Source organism: Bacteroidota bacterium (assembly GCA_016722565.1).
Taxonomy (GTDB): Bacteria; Bacteroidota; Bacteroidia; order 2-12-FULL-35-15; family 2-12-FULL-35-15; genus 2-12-FULL-35-15.
On sequence record JADKIU010000001.1, the window covers coordinates 322,947 to 343,511 of the forward strand.

The 20,565-nt window shown below is 38.7% G+C and carries 13 protein-coding genes; 4 read left to right on the forward strand and 9 right to left on the reverse strand.

Going from position 1 to position 20,565, the window contains the following annotated elements:
* Window positions 1-88: 88 nt before the first annotated feature.
* The 4 genes from IPP64_01265 (at window position 89) to IPP64_01280 (ending at window position 9,343) form a co-directional block, all read left to right on the forward strand.
* Window positions 89-1,123 carry an LD-carboxypeptidase gene (locus IPP64_01265; protein ID MBL0328064.1) on the forward strand — a complete coding sequence of 345 codons (1,035 nt, stop codon included), beginning with the start codon at window positions 89-91 and terminating at the stop codon, window positions 1,121-1,123.
* Between the two features lie 30 nt (window positions 1,124-1,153).
* Window positions 1,154-3,367 carry a tetratricopeptide repeat protein gene (locus IPP64_01270; GenBank protein ID MBL0328065.1) on the forward strand — a complete coding sequence of 738 codons (2,214 nt, stop codon included), beginning with the start codon at window positions 1,154-1,156 and terminating at the stop codon, window positions 3,365-3,367.
* Between the two features lie 219 nt (window positions 3,368-3,586).
* Complete coding sequence (locus tag IPP64_01275; protein ID MBL0328066.1) at window positions 3,587-7,150, forward strand: gliding motility-associated C-terminal domain-containing protein; 3,564 nt, start codon at window positions 3,587-3,589, stop codon at window positions 7,148-7,150.
* A 162-nt stretch (window positions 7,151-7,312) separates the two neighbouring features.
* Complete coding sequence (locus IPP64_01280) at window positions 7,313-9,343, forward strand: tetratricopeptide repeat protein (GenBank protein ID MBL0328067.1); 2,031 nt, start codon at window positions 7,313-7,315, stop codon at window positions 9,341-9,343.
* Here the strand turns inward: IPP64_01280 and IPP64_01285 are convergent, their stop codons facing one another.
* The 9 genes from IPP64_01285 to IPP64_01325 form a co-directional block, all read right to left on the reverse strand.
* On the reverse strand, window positions 9,344-9,709 hold the full coding sequence (locus IPP64_01285; GenBank protein ID MBL0328068.1) for a hypothetical protein: 366 nt from the start codon (window positions 9,707-9,709) through the stop codon (window positions 9,344-9,346).
* Entirely contained in the window at window positions 9,675-10,010 is a 336-nt protein-coding gene (locus IPP64_01290; protein MBL0328069.1) for a hypothetical protein, read from the reverse strand. The genes IPP64_01285 and IPP64_01290 overlap by 35 nt, the downstream gene beginning before the upstream one ends.
* Before the next feature lie 278 nt (window positions 10,011-10,288).
* On the reverse strand, window positions 10,289-12,109 hold the full coding sequence (locus tag IPP64_01295; protein ID MBL0328070.1) for a cbb3-type cytochrome c oxidase subunit I: 1,821 nt from the start codon (window positions 12,107-12,109) through the stop codon (window positions 10,289-10,291).
* 44 nt (window positions 12,110-12,153) lie between these two features.
* The gene (locus tag IPP64_01300; protein ID MBL0328071.1) at window positions 12,154-13,218 is read right to left on the reverse strand and encodes a cytochrome c oxidase subunit II; all 1,065 of its coding nucleotides are present in this window, start codon (window positions 13,216-13,218) and stop codon (window positions 12,154-12,156) included.
* A 52-nt stretch (window positions 13,219-13,270) separates the two neighbouring features.
* Window positions 13,271-14,449, reverse strand: coding sequence for a quinol:cytochrome C oxidoreductase (locus IPP64_01305; protein ID MBL0328072.1), 1,179 nt, complete (start codon window positions 14,447-14,449; stop codon window positions 13,271-13,273).
* Window positions 14,450-14,547: 98 nt separating this feature from the next.
* Entirely contained in the window at window positions 14,548-15,135 is a 588-nt protein-coding gene (locus tag IPP64_01310) for a cytochrome c (GenBank protein MBL0328073.1), read from the reverse strand.
* 112 nt (window positions 15,136-15,247) lie between these two features.
* The gene (locus IPP64_01315) at window positions 15,248-15,766 is read right to left on the reverse strand and encodes a DUF3341 domain-containing protein (protein ID MBL0328074.1); all 519 of its coding nucleotides are present in this window, start codon (window positions 15,764-15,766) and stop codon (window positions 15,248-15,250) included.
* A 49-nt stretch (window positions 15,767-15,815) separates the two neighbouring features.
* Complete coding sequence (gene nrfD, locus IPP64_01320) at window positions 15,816-17,207, reverse strand: polysulfide reductase NrfD (protein MBL0328075.1); 1,392 nt, start codon at window positions 17,205-17,207, stop codon at window positions 15,816-15,818.
* A 47-nt stretch (window positions 17,208-17,254) separates the two neighbouring features.
* Window positions 17,255-20,542, reverse strand: coding sequence for a TAT-variant-translocated molybdopterin oxidoreductase (locus IPP64_01325; GenBank protein MBL0328076.1), 3,288 nt, complete (start codon window positions 20,540-20,542; stop codon window positions 17,255-17,257).
* Window positions 20,543-20,565: the final 23 nt, after the last annotated feature.

Below are 20,565 nucleotides of genomic sequence, written 5' to 3' on the forward strand. Positions count from 1 at the left end.
ACTTTTATTTGGTCTGTCGCGGATAATTTATCAGAATTACCGCACACGTTTTAGCACATTCACTGCCGAATCGTTTTACTTTATTTGAATGAAAAAAAACAGACGACAATTTATCACCACTGCTGCTTTGGCTTCCCTTTCCATTCCATTTCTTGGGATGAAGGAATCCACATTGCAAAATGATCCATTAAGTCTGTTGCAACTAAAACCTGCTGCTTTAAAAACCGGAGACACCATTGCGATTAGCTCACCGGCAGGCGCTGTATGGGATGAAACACAAGTAGACAAGTTTGTTTCCATCCTGGAAAATTCTGGCTTTCAAGTAAAAAGAGGTCAAACACTTAAAGAAAAGTCAGGCTATTTTGCCGGATCGGATGACTTGCGTGCCAATGAAATAAATAATTTTTTTGCAGATAAATATGTGAATGCCATTTTCTGCATGAAAGGTGGTTGGGGTTGTGCAAGAATATTGGACAAGCTGAATTACGATGTGATTAAGAATAACCCGAAAGTAATCATGGGATTTAGTGATATTACTTCGTTGTTGATTGCGATCCACGCAAAAACAGGATTAGTTACCTATCATGGACCCGTAGGAAATAGTGGATGGAATGACTTTACCGTAAAATACGTAAAAGGGGTTTTGGTGGATAAAGAACAAATGGTGTATGGCTATCCGACTGAGGATGCAGATAAACCGTATACCCTTACAAATGGAAAAACACAAGGTGTATTGGTTGGCGGAAACTTAACAGTATTAGCAGGAATGATGGGTTCAATTTATTTGCCCGATTGGAAAAATAAAATTCTTTTTTTGGAAGAAACCGGAGAAGAGCCCTATCGTGTTGATCGAATGCTGACGCAACTGAAATTAGCCGGAGTGCTTGACAACATCAGCGGATTTGTTTTTGGCAAATGTGTAAAGTGTGATGCCGAAGAACCGGAAAAAGCATTTACCTTAAAACAAGTATTGGAACAACATATACAACCTTTAGGAATTCCTGCTTTTTATGGAGCAATGATAGGGCATATCGTCAATAAGTATACCCTTCCAATTGGAGTTAAAGCAGAAATGGATGCGACAAGTTGTAACTTAAAACTTTTAGAATCCGCAGTGAGTTAGTTTTAGTTATGGACCATTTAATTTAAGTTAGTGAAACAGAAATTTAAAATCGTATTTATTTTCTTTTTTCTCTTTACTTTAATTTGTAAAGCAGGAGATTATGAAAAGATAGATAGCTTAAAAGCTGTTTATGATCAAACAACCGATCCGTTGGACAAATTCAATACGGGCTATCGGATTGTTCGTGCCTTGGCGTTGAAAAGAGGAGGCGGGATAAACGAATATTATCAAAAATGTAGCGAAATCAATTCACAGTTGAATACTCCAGCTTTAGCAGCAAAACTGGAGTTTATGAAAGCGCTGAGCTATTTTAACGACAACGAAAATGCAAAAACTAGTGATGCCTTAAAAATTTCCATTCCGTTGTTGATTGAAAATAATTTAAAAGAGGAGTTGGCGGATGCTTATAGTTTGCAAGGATTAAATTGTATTGCACTCAGTGAATACATTCGTTCAATCGAAAGTTTTGAGAAATCAAATACCTTATGTGTGGAGTTAAACGAACAAATTCAAATTTGTGAAAACAATTTGTATTTGGGACGTAACTATGAAAGCATGGGTAACAATACCAAAGCATTAAAATGTTATCAGAATGCATTGAGTATTGCAGAAAATTTAAAAAAGGACCGTTTGTTGGCGGAAGCCAAATTGTGTATCGGAGCGCTATACTCTGATGGCATCAATCAAAAATTAGGAACAGAATATCTCTCGAAAGCCGCAGAAGAAGCAGAGAAGCTACAAGACACCTCTCTGTTGATTAGCACTTACATCTACCTTGCGAACAGTTATTACTATAACAAAGAATATACATCTGCACTCAAGATGTATGAGAAAGTGAAAACGATTTGCACGAAATACGGTAGTCGGAATACCTATGCAGGTACACTTGGAAATATGGGCAACGTATATGCCGACATGGGCAATACAGAGAAAGCAATGGAGTTGCAGTTGGAGGCAGTAAGAATATTTGATGAGATTGGAGATAAACAAGGGCTCACAATTTGTTACAGCGCTATTGGCATTGATTATCTCAACATGAAGGAGTATGAAAAGGCCTTGGAGTATTTTAATAAGTCGCTACCGATGGCCCAAGAAATGCAATCGCTGGAAGATTTGATAGAAATACATTTGAATCTTTCTCGCTTGTTTGAAGAAACAAAAGATTTTGAAAAAGCATACCTCAACTATAAATTATATAAACAATACAGCGACTCCGTTTATAACAGCAGTAATTCTCAAAAACTGACCGAATTAGAATTGAACTATCAATTCGAGAGCAAACAAAAAGAAGCGGCATTGATGCAGCAACTCGCAAATGAACGTTTCAGCAGAACTATTTATGCCGCTATTGCTTGCGGATTAGTGTTGTTAATCATTGTGTTTTTAGTTGTGAGAGCAAATCGTCAACGGAAAAAAGCAAATGAACAATTAACCATTTCTAACAATGCAATCCGTTTACAAAAAGAAGAATTAGAAAATCATAAAAAAGAAATCACCGATAGTATCAACTATGCAAAACGAATTCAGGAATCGATTCTTCCTCCAGATGCTTATTGGAAAAATATGTTGCCGGATAGTTTTATTTTTTATCGCCCGAAAGACATTGTGAGTGGAGACTTTTATTGGATTGAACAAAAAAATGATTCTGTTTGTTTTGCAGCTGTTGATTGCACAGGCCATGGCGTTCCGGGGGCATTGATGAGTGTTGTTGGATTTAACTTGTTGACGCAAGCTGTGAACGAAATGAATTTGACAATTCCTTCGGAGATTTTAAAACATCTTGATTATGGTGTTACAAAAACATTGCGTCAGTCGAGTGATGGCAAAGGCGTAAAAGATGGAATGGATTTATCCTTGTGTTCTTTAAATTTAAAAACAAATGTTTTGCAATATGCAGGTGCATTCAATTCATTGTATTATATCAGCGGTGGAAAATTTCATGAAATTAAAGCGGATAAATTTCCCATAGGTGTTAATTTGGACGGCAAAGTAGATGAGTACACGAATCATTCCATATCGCTTCAAAAGGGCGACTGTATCTACCTTTTCAGTGATGGGTATGCTGATCAATTTGGTGGACCCAAAGGAAAAAAATATAAATACAATCAATTAAAGGAGTTGCTACATAAAATTTATTTACTTCCAATTGATGAACAACACCAACAACTTTCTCGTGCATTTGATGCATGGAAAGGAGATTTGGAACAGGTTGATGATGTTGTGATTATTGGTGTCCGCGTTTAATCTTACCCCCAGCCTCTCTCCTTGATGAAGGTGAGGGGGTTGAAATTTTCGTTTTGAGTAGTAAACAAAAAATCCACATTCATCGACACTACATTATTATTAGTACACCGTTTCCTTCCCTCCGACATAATTATTACTTTTTCTGAAACCCTTTCATAATCGTGGCGTTAAAGCAGGTAGTTCTTAATTTATTGTTCTAATTTAAAAACGGAGGTCCCCATGGAATCTAAACTACTTACCAGACTCCTTACTTGGCTTAGCTTTATTTTAATGTTTATCCAAACATCGAACGAAGCTTTTGCCTCGCATGCCCAAAGCGCTGATATCACGTATCGCTGCTTGGGCGGAAATCAATACGAGATATCGCTCTCTTTCTATCGCGATTGTGCCGGTGTGGCAGCACCGGGAACTGTAACTCTTAACTTAGCGTCTGCCTCTTGTGGTCAAAACTATAATTTAACACTTAACCAAATACCAGGAACAGGAATAGATGTATCACCAATTTGCTCAGCCTTTAATACCGAATGCTCCGGAGGGACTTACCCCGGTGTGCAAGAATACATCTATCGCGGAATCACTACGCTTCCTGCCAGTTGTACCGACTGGGTATTCAGCTTTTCGCTTTGTTGTCGTAATGCCACAATAGGCACCATCCTCAATCCATCTGCTGAAAACATTTATGTGGAAGCAACATTGGATAATTTAAATTTCCCTTGCAATAGTTCTCCTAATTTTTCGAATGCCCCAATTCCTTTTGTTTGTTCAAATCAACCGTATTGTTTTAACAATGGCTCATCAGATATTGATGGCGATTCGTTATACTTTACTTTAATTACACCTCAAACAAGTGCAACAACAACCATTACCTATCTAACACCTTATTCTGCAGCGCAACCTTTAGCGTCATCTCCTGCAGTTACATTTAATAATTTAACAGGTGATATGTGCATGACTCCTACCATGCTTCAGGTAACTGTTTTTGCTGTATTAGTTCAAGAGTATCGAAATGAAATACTCGTTGGAAGTGTAATGCGTGACATTCAACTTAGAACCATTACATGTACAAACAACAATCCATATGTTGCAGGAATTAATAACACCGGTATTTATACATTGAATGCATGTGCCGGTGCACCAATTAATTTTACAATCGATACGTATGATCCGGATGCTACTCAAAATGTTTCCATTGTTTGGAACAGTGGTATTGCCGGTGCATCATTTACAACAACAGGTGGAGCGCGTCCTACAGCTACTTTTACATGGACTCCAACAACTGCTGATATTAGTACTGCGAGTCATTGTTTTACAATCACTGTACAAGATGACAATTGCCCTTACAATGGAAGTCAAACATTTTCTTTTTGTATTACTGTTACCGGAATTGAATTAACAACAACCAGTAGTCCGGCCAATTGCAATGCGTCCAACGGTACAGCCGATGTATCAGTCATTTCAGGAACCGGTCCTTATACCTATTTATGGTCGAGTGGTGGAACTACACCAAGTGAAAACGGGCTTGCTGCAGGAACTTATACGGTGAGTGTTTCAGGTGCTGATGGCTGTGTGAGCACAGCTACTTCTACTGTTGCCGTTGGTTCTGCTCCCGGAAACATTACCATGAATGGAACCAATGTTTCTTGTTTTGGTGGCAACAATGGTTCTGCTACAGCCAATGCGAGTGGTGGAACTCCTCCCTATACTTATTTATGGAGCAATGGTTCAACGGCTGTTACTGCATCCGGTTTAACTGCCGGTGTCTATTTTGTAACAGTAACTACAGCCAGCGGATGTGTGAAGAATGATACAATTACCATTACACAACCTGCAACACCACTTACGTTCACAACCTCACAAACAAATATTTCTTGTTTCGGATTAAACAATGGAACGGCAAATGCTGTGACATCAGGTGGTACAGGTCCATACACATTTATGTGGAATACAACACCCATTCAAACAACAGCGACTGCCGTAAATTTAAATCCTGGCATTTATTCCATTGTGGTAACCGATGATAATGGTTGTACAAGTTCTTCCACTGTTAACATCACCGAACCGAATGCATTAACAGCAAACGCAATGATCATCAACCATGTTACTTGTAACGGAATGGCAGATGGATTTGCAACAGTTGGCGCATCCGGTGGTACAGGAATGTACAACTACATGTGGAACACAACTCCTTCCAGTTTATTACAAACCATTTCCGGTTTGACGCCAGGAAATTATACAGCAACCGTTTCCGATGCGAACAATTGTACTGCAACTTCTTCCATCACGATTACTGAACCTCCTGCGTTAACCATTTCAGCAGCAGGATTGCCTGTTACTTGTAATGGGTTGGCAAACGGACAAGGTATTGTTATTCCTGCCGGTGGTACTCCAACGTATACCTATCAATGGTTACCTATTGGTGGAACAGCAGCAAGTACCATCGCCTTAGGCCCTGGAACATACACTGCAACAGCAACCGATGCAAACGGTTGTACCATTACAGCAACGGTTACCATTGTGGAACCATCTCCGGTAGTTACTTCTGCAACGGGCAGTACCACCATTTGTTCCGGACAATCCACAACCATTTTAGGAAGTGCAACCGGTGGAACCGGAGCATATACATTCAATTGGACAGGAGTGGGTACTGGTGCAACACAAACGGTCAGTCCGACAATGAACACTGTGTACAGCGTTATTGCTACCGATGCAAACGGTTGTGCCGGAACGTTGGCAAACGTTACCGTTAATGTTACTTCATTAACTTTAGCGAACTTAACAGTTTCGCCAGCAGCAGCAATTTGTACAGGAAATACAGCCACCATTTCTTCCAGCGTTTTTGGAAGTACCGGTCCGGTTACCATTAACTGGAGCGGTGGATTGGGTGCCGGAAACGGGCCGTTTACTGTTGCTCCAACCACCACAACCACCTATGTTGTTACTGTTACTGATGCATGTGGAAACACCGTTACATCCAGCGTACCGGTGACTGTTCATCCGTTACCTGTGATTGCATTGTCACCACAATCCATCGAAAGTTGTGAGCAAGCAACTCTAACATTTGTAGACAACTCTACAACGAATGCAGGTGCTAGTTATAGTTGGTCGTTTGGTGATGGAAATACATCCAATCAGGTGAGTCCTATGAATACGTATACCAATAGCGGAACGTATACCATTAACGTTACGGTTACTTCTCCTTTCGGATGTGTGAATACGGCTTCAACAACCAGTACGGTGATTGTAAATCCCGGAACGATTGCTCAATTTACATTCGAAGGAATGGATGGAACAGCAATCAATCCGTTGTACCATTTTTTTGATCAATCCAGCAATGCGGCTACTCGTGTTTGGAATTTTGGTGACGGAACCACTTCTACAGCCTTGAATCCACAACACCTTTATCCAGGCAAAGGACTGTATACTGTTTCTTTGGTAACCACCACTACAGCCGGTTGTACCGATTCGGTATCCATGCAAGTGGAAGTTCTTCCCATCTTTACATTATACATTCCAAATGCATTTACTCCGGATGGAAACGGAACCAACGATTTCTTTATGCCGAAAGGTGTTGAGATCAGTGAATTCACCATGATGATTTTTGATAGATGGGGTGAATTGATTTTCCAAACCGATGACCTTGATAAAGGTTGGGATGGTAAAGCCAATAACGGGGATAAAGTTGCACAGCAAGGAGTATACGTTTACAAAATTGCAGTGCGCGATTTCTCTCAAAAATATCACGATTATACCGGTCACGTCACCTTGCTTGCTAGTAACGAATAGATAAATTAGAACTAAATGAGAAATCTCCATGTCTTTTATTACATGGAGATTTCTTTTTATATTTGATACGTACCAAGTAGAAAAACAAAATTGAATAAAAAACAACTATACTTTTTCATTGTTTTTGTTTTCACGAACATCTCCTTTTCCTTTTCTCAAAACATGGATAGTCTGGAAAACACGCTTCAAACTGCGATTCCCGACAGCACAAAACTTCAGTCGATTATCCAACTTCAAAAATATTATAGCTACGACAATAAGAACAAAGCCATTCAATTGGGATTTAAAGGTTTGCTATTGGCAGATAAATTAAACGATAAAAAGAATAAAGCATGGGTGCTGAACTATTTGGGAAGCACGTATTACTATAATGGAATGAACGATAGCGCATACGCATATCACAAGCAAGCACTCGACATTCGTTTAACCATTGATGATAAAAAAGGACTTGGTGCATCGTATAACAACCTCGGAAACATTTATGATGACCAGGGAAAATCGGCACTTGCCTTAAACTATTATTTAAAAGCGTTGAATTACTTTGAAGAAATTGATTTTAAAAACGGAATTGGCATTGTATACAACAGCTTGGGCAATCTTTACTATACCCAAAAAAAGATTGACTTAAGTTTATACTATTATCAAAAGTCGTTAGAGAATCAATTGAAACTGAATAATACCTTAGGGATTATTCATGCCTACAATAACATTGCGATTATGTATGATGAAAAAAAAGAACTGAAAAAAGCACTCGAATATTATACCAAAGCGTTAACACTTGCAGAAAAGACGAACAACATTGGAGATCAGATTACATGTTTAAATAACATCGGGCAATTATACATTACACAAAAGGAATATGTAAAAGCCGGGAATGTGTTGCGATTGTCCTTAAAACTGAATGAAGAAGAAAATGATACGGTGAAAATGGTGAGTCCGCTCATCAACATGGGCTATTTATACAAGGAACAAAAGCGGTACGATTCGGCAGTGGTGTTTTATGAAAAAGGATTGCGCTGTGCAGCGACAGCCGGCTTGAAAGGTTCTTTAAAAGATTCGTATTCGCATTTAGCAATTGTGCATGCACTTAAAAAGGATTTTGAAAAAGCCTATGAATACGAGTTGATGTACGATAATATTAAAGACACGTTGTTTAATGAGGAAGGGAACAAACAATTACAAGAACTGCAAACCAAATACGATACCGATAAAAAGGAACAAACCATTGCACTCTTAGAAAAGGAAAAAACGATTGAAGCCAACATTCGCAATTCAATCATCGGGATAAGTGTGTTGGGTTTTATTTTATTCTTGGTTTTACTATTCGCTTTTCGTAACAAGAAGAAAGCAAATGTTTTATTGGCGAATCAAAAGGTTGAAATACTCAATAAAAACAAGGATTTACAGTCGAAAAACAATTTGATTGAACATCAGAAAAAAGAAATAACGGATAGCATTGAATATGCAAAAACGATACAAAATGCGATGCTTCCTTCTGATTCGGAGGTACATGAAGTGTTTCCACAATCGTTTGTTTTGTTTAAACCCAAAGACATTGTGAGTGGAGATTTTTATTGGTTTAAACGAATAAACGGACTGCATTATGCCGCAGCTGTTGATTGCACTGGACATGGGGTGCCGGGGGCATTCATGAGTATGATCGGAAACGATAAATTAAATTTCGCAGTTCAGGAAAAGAAATGTTTGATGCCTTCTGAAATTTTATCCGAATTAAACAAAGGTGTAAAAGAAGCATTAAAACAAAATGATAGCGATTCAAAATCGCGTGACGGAATGGACATCGCTTTGTGTGCAGTTGATTTTGTAAAGAAGAAACTCTATTATGCGGGAGCAAATCGGGTCTTGTATAAAATTTCGAACGGACAGCTTTTTGGGTATGCACCAACGAAATCAGCCATTGGCGGTTTTACTCCGGAGGATTTTGACTATAAAAACAATGAGGTGGAATATGCTTCCGGAGATATTTTTTATTTGTTTACCGATGGATATGCGGACCAATTTGGCGGTGCTACCGGAAAGAAACTGATGACAAAAAATTTCAAACAATTGTTGCTCTCTGTTTCAAAAGAACCCATGCTCGTTCAGAAAGAAACCATTGGAAAAGCCTTTGATGAATGGAAAGGAACATTTGAACAAATTGATGATGTATTGGTGATTGGGGTGAAGGTTTAGCTACAACATCTTCGCTAATTTACTTTTCGGAAAAACTGATTTTACAATTTCATTGTAATAGATTAAAAGTTTAAAGGCATAGGTTGGTGAGGTGAATTTTTGATTTAAGCTTTTATAGCTGGTAAGCATAAATCGATATCCGATGTCAGCACCAATTCCAACCCATTTCACAAATTTGTATTCTATCGAAACAGCAGGCTCATAAATAAAATTGTAGTCTTTATCAATTACTTTTCGTTTCCCAAATTGATTGTATTTATAGTAGGTTTGTCCCACACCAAATTGCAAAGGCATACTCAATTCCCAATGTTTGGTTTGATAAAAAACATATTCAGCATGAATAGAAAAATATACCAAGCGTAACATGGCTGTTGTTTTTTTCTAATTCATTGTTTGCATTTACAGTATAAATAATTTTATCAAAATCCTGTGAAGGCGGATTGAGCTGATTGTAACCAATCCCAAAGTACAACCGGTTGCCAAAATTCAATCCGGTTTTTAATCCGAAGATTTTTGCTCGGCTATTATCTATAAACGAATTGCGGGTATCAAATTTCCCGAAGAGATGTGGTTTTTGTTTTAAGCTGAGTTTTATGGTGTCGAGCGTGGGTTGTGCGGTTGTGCTTATCGCCCATAAAAAGAAAAATATGTAAAGGAGTTTTCGCACAGGGCAAAGATAGGGTAATACTTACTCACAAAGAAAAAATGGAACGCAGATGACGCAGATTTAGCGGATTTAAATGGATTTTATAACGGATGGATTGCCTTCGGCAATTTGATTTGTTAGTAGTCAAAGAAAAGCCCTATCGCGGAGACACTCCCTTCTCCTTAAAGAAGGAGAAGGGCTGGGGATAAGGTCCGAAGACGGATGTAATGGGAATAAAAAAACCCTGAACATTTTCGTTCAGGGTTTCTAATATCACAAATCTAATATCTCAAATCTATTTAGTGTCCACCACCATCAACTTCGCCTTCAGCTAAAGGAACAGTTTGTGGAACGAAATCTTGATCTTTACCAGGTTTACTGTAATCGTATGGCCAACGGTGAACGACAGGCAATGCGCCAGGCCAGTTTCCGTGTGTATGTGCCATTGGTGTTGTCCACTCCAATGTGTTTGCATTCCAAGGATTTTGTTCTGATTTTGGTCCGCGGAACATGGAGTAGAAGAAGTTGAACAAGAATACCAATTGAACCGCAGCAGCCAATGCAGCAAATGCTGTAATGAATACGTTGATGTCAATTAAGTTGTCGAACATCGGGAATGCACTGTTAGAATAATATCTACGTGGCACACCTGCTAATCCTAAAAAGTGCATTGGGAAGAATACACCATACGCGGAAATGAATGTTCCCCAGAAGTGGATATATCCTAAGTTTTTGTTCATATGACGTAAGAACATTTTCGGATACCAGTGATACACACCGGCACACATACCTAAAATGGCAGATACACCCATTACAATGTGGAAGTGGGCAACCACGAAATACGTATCGTGAACGTTGATATCCAATGCTGAATCGGCAAGGATGATACCAGTTAAACCACCGGAGATAAACGTAGAAACCAAACCAATTGCAAATAACATTGCAGGCGTGTAACGGATATTTCCTTTCCATAAAGTGGTGATGTAGTTAAATGCTTTTACCGCAGAAGGAATCGCAATCAATAAGGTTGTGAAAACGAATACCGACCCTAAGAATGGATTCATACCAGTCATGAACATGTGGTGACCCCAAACGATGAACGAAAGGAATCCGATGGCCATGATGGAACCAATCATCGCACGGTAACCAAAGATTGGTTTACGTGAGTTTACGGAAATGATTTCAGAAGTTAAACCCAAAGCAGGTAAGATGATGATGTATACCTCCGGGTGACCTAAGAACCAGAATAAATGTTCGTATAAAATTGGTGATCCACCTGTTTGTTCTAGCGCTTGTCCGCCAATATAGATGTCGGATAAGTAAAACGAAGTACCAAAGCTACGATCGAAAATCAAAAGCAATGCTGCAGATAATAATACTGGGAAAGAAAGAACCCCTAAGATAGCGGTAACAAAGAATGCCCAGATTGTAAGTGGCAAACGTGTCATGCTCATCCCTTTTGTACGCAACTGAAGAACAGTAACGATGTAGTTCAAACCACCAAGTAATGAAGATACGATGAATAAACTCATGGATACCAACCACAATGTCATACCCAATTTAGAACCTTCCATTGCTTGTGGCAATGCACTTAAAGGAGGGTAAACTGTCCAACCACCGGAAGCTGGTCCTGTTTCCACAAAGAATCCCCACATCATGAATACACTTGATAAGAAGAAGAACCAGTAGGAAAGCATGTTTAAGAATCCGGAAGCCATATCTCGTGCTCCGATTTGGTAAGGAATCAACAAGTTACTGAACGTACCGCTCAATCCACCGGTTAATACCATAAATACCATTACTGTTCCGTGGATCGTAACAAGTGCCATGTAAACACCTGGCTCGATCATACCATCTTTACCCCATTTATCTCCTAATAAGAAGTTAATGATTGCAAATTTTTCTCCCGGCCAAGCTAATTGTAGACGGAAAACAAATGACATCATCATTGCTAGAAAAGCCATAATCACGGCAGTTATCAAGAACTGACGAGAAATGGTTTTGTGGTCCATACTAAAAATGTATTTTGACACAAACGATTCTTGATGATGGTGTTCATCGTGGTGATCGTGACTATCGTGACCGTGGTGACTTTCGTGATGACCGTGATTATCTGACATATGCTAAATTATTTTGTTATTGAATACTGTTTAAAATTCTATTATTATTTTTTTGCTGTTTCAGCAGCAGATGCTGCAAAAAATGCAGGTTTTGTTGCAATCCATTTTTTGTAATCTTCTTCTGTATCAACTACAATTGTCATTTGCATGTTGTAGTGACTGTTTCCGCAAATTTTATTACACAATAAGATGTAGTTAAATTCGTATGGAGCTTCTGTTTTACCTGCTTTTTTAGCAGCAGCAGTACGAATAGCGTTAATATCATTAACTTGTTTAATAACATACGGATCTTTACGCATGTCCGCTGTTGTTACTGTTGGTGTAAAGTGGAACATGGTGGTCATACCCGGTACACAGTTCATTTGCGCTCTGAAGTGAGGAAAATAAGCACTGTGAATAACATCACGGGAACGGAATTTAAATTCAATTTCTTTTCCTACTGGAATGTGAATTTCATTTTTGATAACGATATCATCTGCACCAGCCGGACTAGCAGCATCCATCCCTAAATCGTTTGTAGCGGTAATTAATTTGTAGTTCGCATCACCCAATTTGTTATCAGCACCAGCATAGCGAGCAGTCCAATCGTATTGTTTTGCATAGATCTCCACAATCATTGAATTTGGATTTGCATCAGAAGTAATTTTATTCCAAGATCTTAATCCGAAAATGATGATAACTGCTAATACAACAGCAGGAACAATTGTCCACAACATCTCCAATTTATTATCATGTGCTAAGTAAACTACTTTTCTGTCTTTTTTGCCATAGTATTTATAAGCGAAATAGAACAATACAATTTGTGTAAGGAAGAACACAATAAAAATGATAATCATGTTGAAGTTAAACAACCAATCAATTTCAACACCATGCTCAGAAGCAGACTTCGGAAGCATTCTTGGTGCAAACTCTACTAAGTTCCAAATGGTATAAGCTGTCAAAACAAACATACATAGCAACATCAAGCGTGCTTGTAATTTATTATCTTTCTCAGTGATAACCTCTGGCTTTGCTCCTTTTAAACTTGATGCAAGTTCAAAAACCCTAACCAAATAGCCTATTGCAAGAGCTCCTAAAATGATGGCAACGTAAACTAAAAACTGTATCATAGTATTTGAATTGTTAATTCGTTATTGTGTATCGTATCTTAAAAAATTAATCTTAATAATGGTGGTGTAAACTTTCGTCCAAGTATGGGTGTTTCGCAACCATCAATGGTCTCTTCGTTAATGCTCTGTGAACTACAAATAACATTAATCCTAAGAAGCCCAATGCTGTTCCGATTTCCATCCATCCTAAGCTGTGGTATCCTTTTACAGTTGCCGGCATTACCATCATGTAAACATCCAGCCAGTGACCGATGAAAATAATGAAACCAACAATCATTAAGAAATAATAGTTACGTTTTGCATCACGACTCATTAATAAAATCATCGGGAAAGCAAAGTTCATAACAAACACGGTCCACATTAAGCCCATGTAACCAAAGCTGTGTAAACGATCGTGGAAATAAACAATTTCTTCAGGGATATCGGTATACCAGATCAACATGAATTGGCAGAACCAAAGGTAGCTCCATAAGAAACTAACTGCAAACACCCATTTTCCTAAATCGTGAATATGGCTTTCGTTTACTTGTGGTAAGTATCCTTTGCGTTTCAAATAAATTACAAAAAGAATAATGGTGGTCATTGCAGAAATCCACATTCCGGCAAATGCATACCATCCGTACATGGTGCTGAACCAGTGAACATCTAACGACATCATCCAATCCCAAGCAGCAGTAGAAGAAGTAACCGCGAAGAATACCAAGAAGGTAGCCGCTTTACCCATTGTTTTGTAGTGAATTGCAGTTCCGCCTTGTAAATCTTGTTCAACAGATCTTTTTAAGAAACCATTTTGGAACCAGCACCAAACACCAACGTAAAGAAGTGTTCTTAACCAGAAGAACCAGGGTGCAAAATAACCTGATTTACCTGCAATTACTTCATCATAGTGTGGTGAATCAGGATTGATTGTTTCCGGATCCATCCAGTGATATAAGTGGTGTAGGTGCAATTGACCAGCAACTAAAATCAACACCATAATTAAACCGCCAATTGGTAAATAAGAAGATACTGCTTCATACACTCTTTTTACTGCAACAGACCAAGCAACTTCGGCAGCATATTGCAATGCCATAAAGAACGTGGCAAGCAATCCAATTCCCATAAAAAACCATCCATTTACTAGCAAGTTAGCCCACATACGTGTCCCTGCATGATAATCTTCGTGTGTAGCACCTTCTGGACCATGATCGGTTAAAAAACCGGCAATGATGGTAACTAAGCCTATAGCCATTAAACCAAAAGTGATGTTTCTGGTTTTATTAGTAAACGTATAGTTATTATTCATATCTGTTTGCATTTATCTTTTTGTTCTCAAAAATCGTTTTAAAATTATTTTGTTGGTTCTACTTTTGCAACTGCAGCTGTTGAATCAGCAACTGGAGTAGGAGTAACCGGACCATTCGGGTATTGTAATTTTTGGATGTGTAAAATGATTTTCCAAATTTCTTCTTTGCTTACCAATGGAGCATGCGCACCCATAATTCCTTTTCCATAATAAATGGAGTGAAACATTTTCCCTTCCGGTAAAGCCATCAAAGCTGGTCCTTTGTAAGATGGAGGAGGTCCTGATAATTTTGCTGCAACTAATCCGTCAGCTTCTCCACCTGCACCATGGCAGTGAACACAAAACTTACCGTATAATGCTTCTCCTTCTGCAAGGTTTTTATCATTCTTCGCAACTGGGTTGTGTAAATATCTTCCTGCATTTGCATATCCTGCCGTATCGTTACCATATTGGTAAGGCATAAATCCTCTTGGAATGGTTCCTGCTACCGGCATTCTGTTTGCTTGCAATGTATCTCCTGTTTCTTTTCCATTCTCAATGGTTACATACGCCATGTTTGTTTCCAATGATGGTGAGCGGTACATGTCGGGCATAAATTCAGTACCCGGACTATTTGGATCTTTTTTCCGCAAGATGTAGAAGCTATTGCAATACAGCCAAACACCGCCATTAAAGAAATAATTTGTTTTACCTTTTTGTTCATAGTTCTATAGTATTCTATTGTTATGTCCCGCACGTGCGGGATTATTTAAATGAAATCTCTGATGCACCACCATTTCTTAGTAATGATTCAATTTTTGATTTGTTTTCTTCTTTCGTTTCAACAATCATCAAAAATTTATCATCTGTTGTTCTCGGATCTGGGTTTTTAGCTTTTACACCAGGAAGCATCCAGCAACGTAGGTAATACGTAATCACCATTCCGTGACCAGCACACAATACTGTTGATTCAAATGTGATTGGAATAAACGCTGGTACGTTCATGAAATACGCCATACTTGGCTTTCCACCGATATCCGTAGGCCAATCGCTAATCATCATGTACCACATCATTAAGGTTGCCAACGATGCACCTGTTAATCCGTAAATAAATGCGCAGATTGCAATCCAAGTTCTTGGAACATCAATAGCTGCATCTAATCCGTGAATCGGGAAAGGTGAAAACACATCTTTCACTTTTATTCCTTGCGATTTAAGCGTGTAAGCTGTTTCCAATAAAGGAACTTCATCGTCATAAATTGCGTGTATTGCTACTGTACTCATATCTTATTTTTTAAAATCCTAAATAGTATAATTTCTAAATTCTAAATAATTAGTGGTGTGCATGTGCTGCAGCCGCTTTTTCTTTGTGCTCTTGTCCGGATGATTTCAAAATTGATTTTAACTCCGCTTGTGCAATAACCGGGAAGTATCTAGAGAACAACAAGAAGAATGTAAAGAACATTCCTATTGTTCCTGTGAAAATTCCGATGTCAATAAATGTTGGGTGATACATGTTCCAAGTAGATGGAATGAATGTACGACACAATGTAGGAACGATAATTACAAAACGCTCGAACCACATACCAATGTTTACAATGATGGACATTACAAATGTGAACATCAAATTCGTACGCAACTTTTTGAACCAGAAAAGTTGAGGTGAAATTACGTTACAAGTCATCATGGCTGCATATGCCCACCAGTATGGACCAGTTGCACGATTCAAGAATGCGTATTGTTCGTATTCAACTCCTGAATACCAAGAAATAAATAACTCTGTTAAATAAGCAACCCCTACAATTGAACCTGTAACAATGATTACAATGTTCATGTATTCAACGTGCTTAATGGTAATGTAATTTTCCAAATGATATACTTTACGTACAATCAACAACAAGGTCAATACCATCGCAAATCCTGAGAATACCGCTCCAGCAACGAAATAAGGAGGGAAGATGGTGGTATGCCAACCCGGTACAACCGATGTAGCAAAGTCCATGGATACAATCGAGTGAACCGAGAATACAAGTGGTGTAGATAAACCTGCAAGTACTAAGGAAACTTCTTCGAAACGGCTCCAGTGACGAGCGCTTCCGCCCCAACCAAAACTTAATAAACCATAAAACTTTTTCGCCCAAGGCTTGATTGCTCTATCGCGAACCATTGCAAAGTCAGGTACTAAACCTGTATACCAGAATACTAATGAAATAGAGAAGTAAGTAGAAACCGCAAATACGTCCCATAATAAAGGAGAGTTAAAGTTTACCCAAAGAGAACCAAATTGATTTGGCAATGGGAACAACCAATAATCTAACCATGGACGACCAGTATGTAACAATACGAAAATCGCTGCACACATTACGGCAAAGATGGTCATCGCTTCCGCAGAACGGTTGATAGCCATACGCCATTTTTGACGGAACAATAACAATACAGCAGAAATTAATGTACCAGCGTGACCAATACCAATCCACCATACGAAGTTGGTGATATCCCAAGCCCAGTCAACACCATTGTTTGAACCCCAAACACCAATTCCGGTTCCAATTGTGTATGCCAAACATCCGATACCCCACATAAAGCAAATAACAGATACCGTAAGTAGGATGTACCAATACTTGTTAGCCTTGCCTTCGATTGGTTTAACGATATCTTCGGTAATCTGATGATACGATTTATTCCCGAGAATTAAGGGCTCTCTAATTTCTGATTCGTGCTGCATATTATCTAAAAAAATTATAAATTATAAATTCTTACGTTTCGTATTTTTTAAGCGTGTGCTTTTTCTGATTTTACTTCTTCAGATTTTGTCTCATGACCTTCTGTATGTCTTCCTTCTTCAATCGACTCATCTGCATTTCTTACTTTTGTTAAATAAGATACAGTTGGTTTGATACCGATTTCTTCTAGGATGAAATAGTTACGTCCGTCTTTTTCTTCTGCTCTCAATTTGCTGATTGCACTTCCTTCGTCATTTAAATCACCAAACCAGATTGCGTTTGTAGGACAAGATTGTTGACAAGCTGTTTTGATATCGCTGTCATCCAATTTGCGTTCTGCTTTTTTCGCTTCTAATTTTCCTCCTTGAATACGTTGGATACACATTGAGCATTTTTCCATAACCCCACGTGAACGAACAACCACATCCGGATTTAATACCATACGGCCTAAATCATCTTGTGTTGGGTTGAATGTGAAATCGGAATTTTCGTTGTAGTTAAACCAGTTGAAACGTCTAACTTTAAAAGGACAGTTGTTTGCGCAGTAGCGGGTTCCTACACAACGGTTATAAGCCATTGCATTTAATCCGTCAGAGCTATGGTTGGTTGCTAATACCGGACAAACGGTTTCGCATGGTGCGTGGTTACAGTGTTGACACATGATTGGTTGGAAAACAACTTTCGGATTTACAGTTGTTGGATTTTCCATATCCAAGTACATATCAATTGCTCCAACACCTTCTGCTTTTGCAACTTCTTTGTTCATTTCGCTGCTGTAGTAACGATCGATACGCAACCAGTGCATTTCGCGTGTTTTCATTACTTGTTCTTTTCCAACAACAGCAACGTTGTTTTCTGCAGTACAACTTACAACACAAGCACCACAACCGATACATGAGTTTAAGTCGATGGTCATTCCCCATTTATGTCCTAAACGTTCGTGTTCATTCCATAAATCGATGTCTGCTGCTTTTACTACTCCGGCATGTGTTACCAACATTTCATCGTGGTTACCTGCTTTTGGATTTTTTTGATATTCAGATAGAATTGTTTCTTTCACAATTTCACGGCCCATCATCGTGTGGTGAATTTGTGTTCCAGCCAATTCTGTAATTTCATTTGTGTTCGCTACAGTTACATTCAATGCACCATACGCCATTGTTCCGTTCATCAATTGAACAAACGGATATGCATTTTGTCCAACTACTGTTCCTGTGCGTTCAGCTAATTTACCAGCTTTCTCACGACCATATCCAACTGCAATTCCAATTGTCCCGCGTGCTTGTCCCGGTTGAGGAACTACCGGCAATTTAATGGTTGTACCATTTGCTGTAACGGTTAATACAGATGATTCTCTGTCTTGACGCTCCATCAATTTATAACCAGCTTCTTTCATATCCTCAGGAGACATGGTAATGTAATTGTCCCAAGTGATTTTAGAAATAGGATCCGGTAATTCTTGCAACCATGGGTTGTTTCCTTGGTTACCATTTCCGATGGCTACTTTTTCATATAATGCTAATTCGATTGTTCCACCTTTCACTGCATTGATTGTGCTTGCCGCAGATGATAAATCGATTTTTGCTACAGCAGGTGCTGCTTCTGTTTTTTCTTCCACCTTCACAACTACCGGAGCTGCTACTTTTGTACTATCTGAAACCGCTGCAACAGCAATATCTCCGCCTTTACCTACTTCAATTGCTCCATCATGTAAGGAATTGTTCCAGAACTCTGTGAAGTTCATGTATTTTCCTTGCATTGGATACACGCGCTCTGCCCATACTTTTTGAATGTATGAATGATAATCAGAGGTATTTCCTGCCCAAACCATTAATGTTTCCTGAGCTTGGCGAGTTCCTGAATTCTGAGCTGCAAATAAAGGAGTGATGGTTGGTTGTGATAAACTATAGTGTGCTTTCTTTGGATTGAAATCGTTCCATGATTCTAAGTAATGGTGATCAGGACAGATGTATTGTGCTAAAGAAGCTGTTTCATCAGCTCTATCAGCAAATGAAATTCTCAATCCAACTTTATTGTAAGCCTCTGCAAATTTTAATGCTGCAGGAGCAGTGTAAACAGGGTTTGTATTGTAAGTAATGATTGCACCCACTTTTCCGCTTGCCATTTCAGCAACTAAATCAGCAAATGCTGCATCGTCACCTTGGTTGGTATAAGATGGATTTTCGATGTCAATTGTTTTTCCGTAGTTGTCAAGCATTTGGTTAATGCCGTTTACAACCATTTGAACATTGATGTCGTTTGAACCGGAAACAACCAATGATTTTCCTTTATTCTCTGCTAACTCTTTTGCCACTTTAGCAATTTGAGCATCACACGCCAATGCAGAAGATGGTAGTGAAGAACCACCAACGATTTTTGCAACAGCATTGTATAAGTTAACAGCAACTTTTCCTTGTTCAGAGACTTTAACCGGAACACGCTCATCTGCATTCGCACCTGTCAACGACAAGTTTGATTCAAATTGAATGTGTTTCGACATTTTATTTTTATCCTTACCCACTTTACGTGTTTTTGAATATTGATTTGCATATTCAATAGGAGATAACCAGTTTGCAAGGAAATCAGCACCAATGCCAACAATTACTTCAGCATGGTTAAAGTGGTAAGAAGGAATAACCTCTTGTCCGAATGTTTGAGCATTCGCTTTTGCCATACCTGAATAAGAGATGGCATCGTAGGTTACATGTTTTGTATTTGGATATTTTGCTGCGAAATCAGCAATAACTGCTTTTGTAGAAGGACTGATAATAGTAGAAGTAAGGATACGTACACCTCCGGTTACTTTAGCTAATTTTCCACCGATCTCTTTATCAACATTTGACCAAGTTGTCGGGTTCCAGGTATCACCGGATTTGGCAACAGGGCCTGTTAATCGAGATGAATCATATAAGGAAAGGATAGAAGCTTGCACACGTGCACTTGTTCCACCGTTGGTTACTTTTGATAACGAATTTCCTTCAACTTTAATAGGACGACCTTCACGTGTTTTTACAATGATAGAAGCATAATCGTAACCATCATAAAATGTTGTTGCATACCAGTTTGCAACACCCGGAGTGATTTCTTCCGGCTTTACAACGTAAGGAATTGCTTTGTTTACAGGCGCTTCACAAGCTGCTAAAGATGCTGCGGTAACGCTGAACCCTAAAAACTTCAAGAAATCTCTACGATTTGTTCCGTTGTTTTCAGTTAGATTATCATCACCTAAGAACTTTTCTACAGGAATTTGTTCTGCAAATTCATTATTAGCACTTTGAACAAACTCAGGACTGTTATTTAACTCTTCCAGTCCTTTCCAGTATTTTTTTGTTGCCATATCTTATATAAATTCTAAAATCT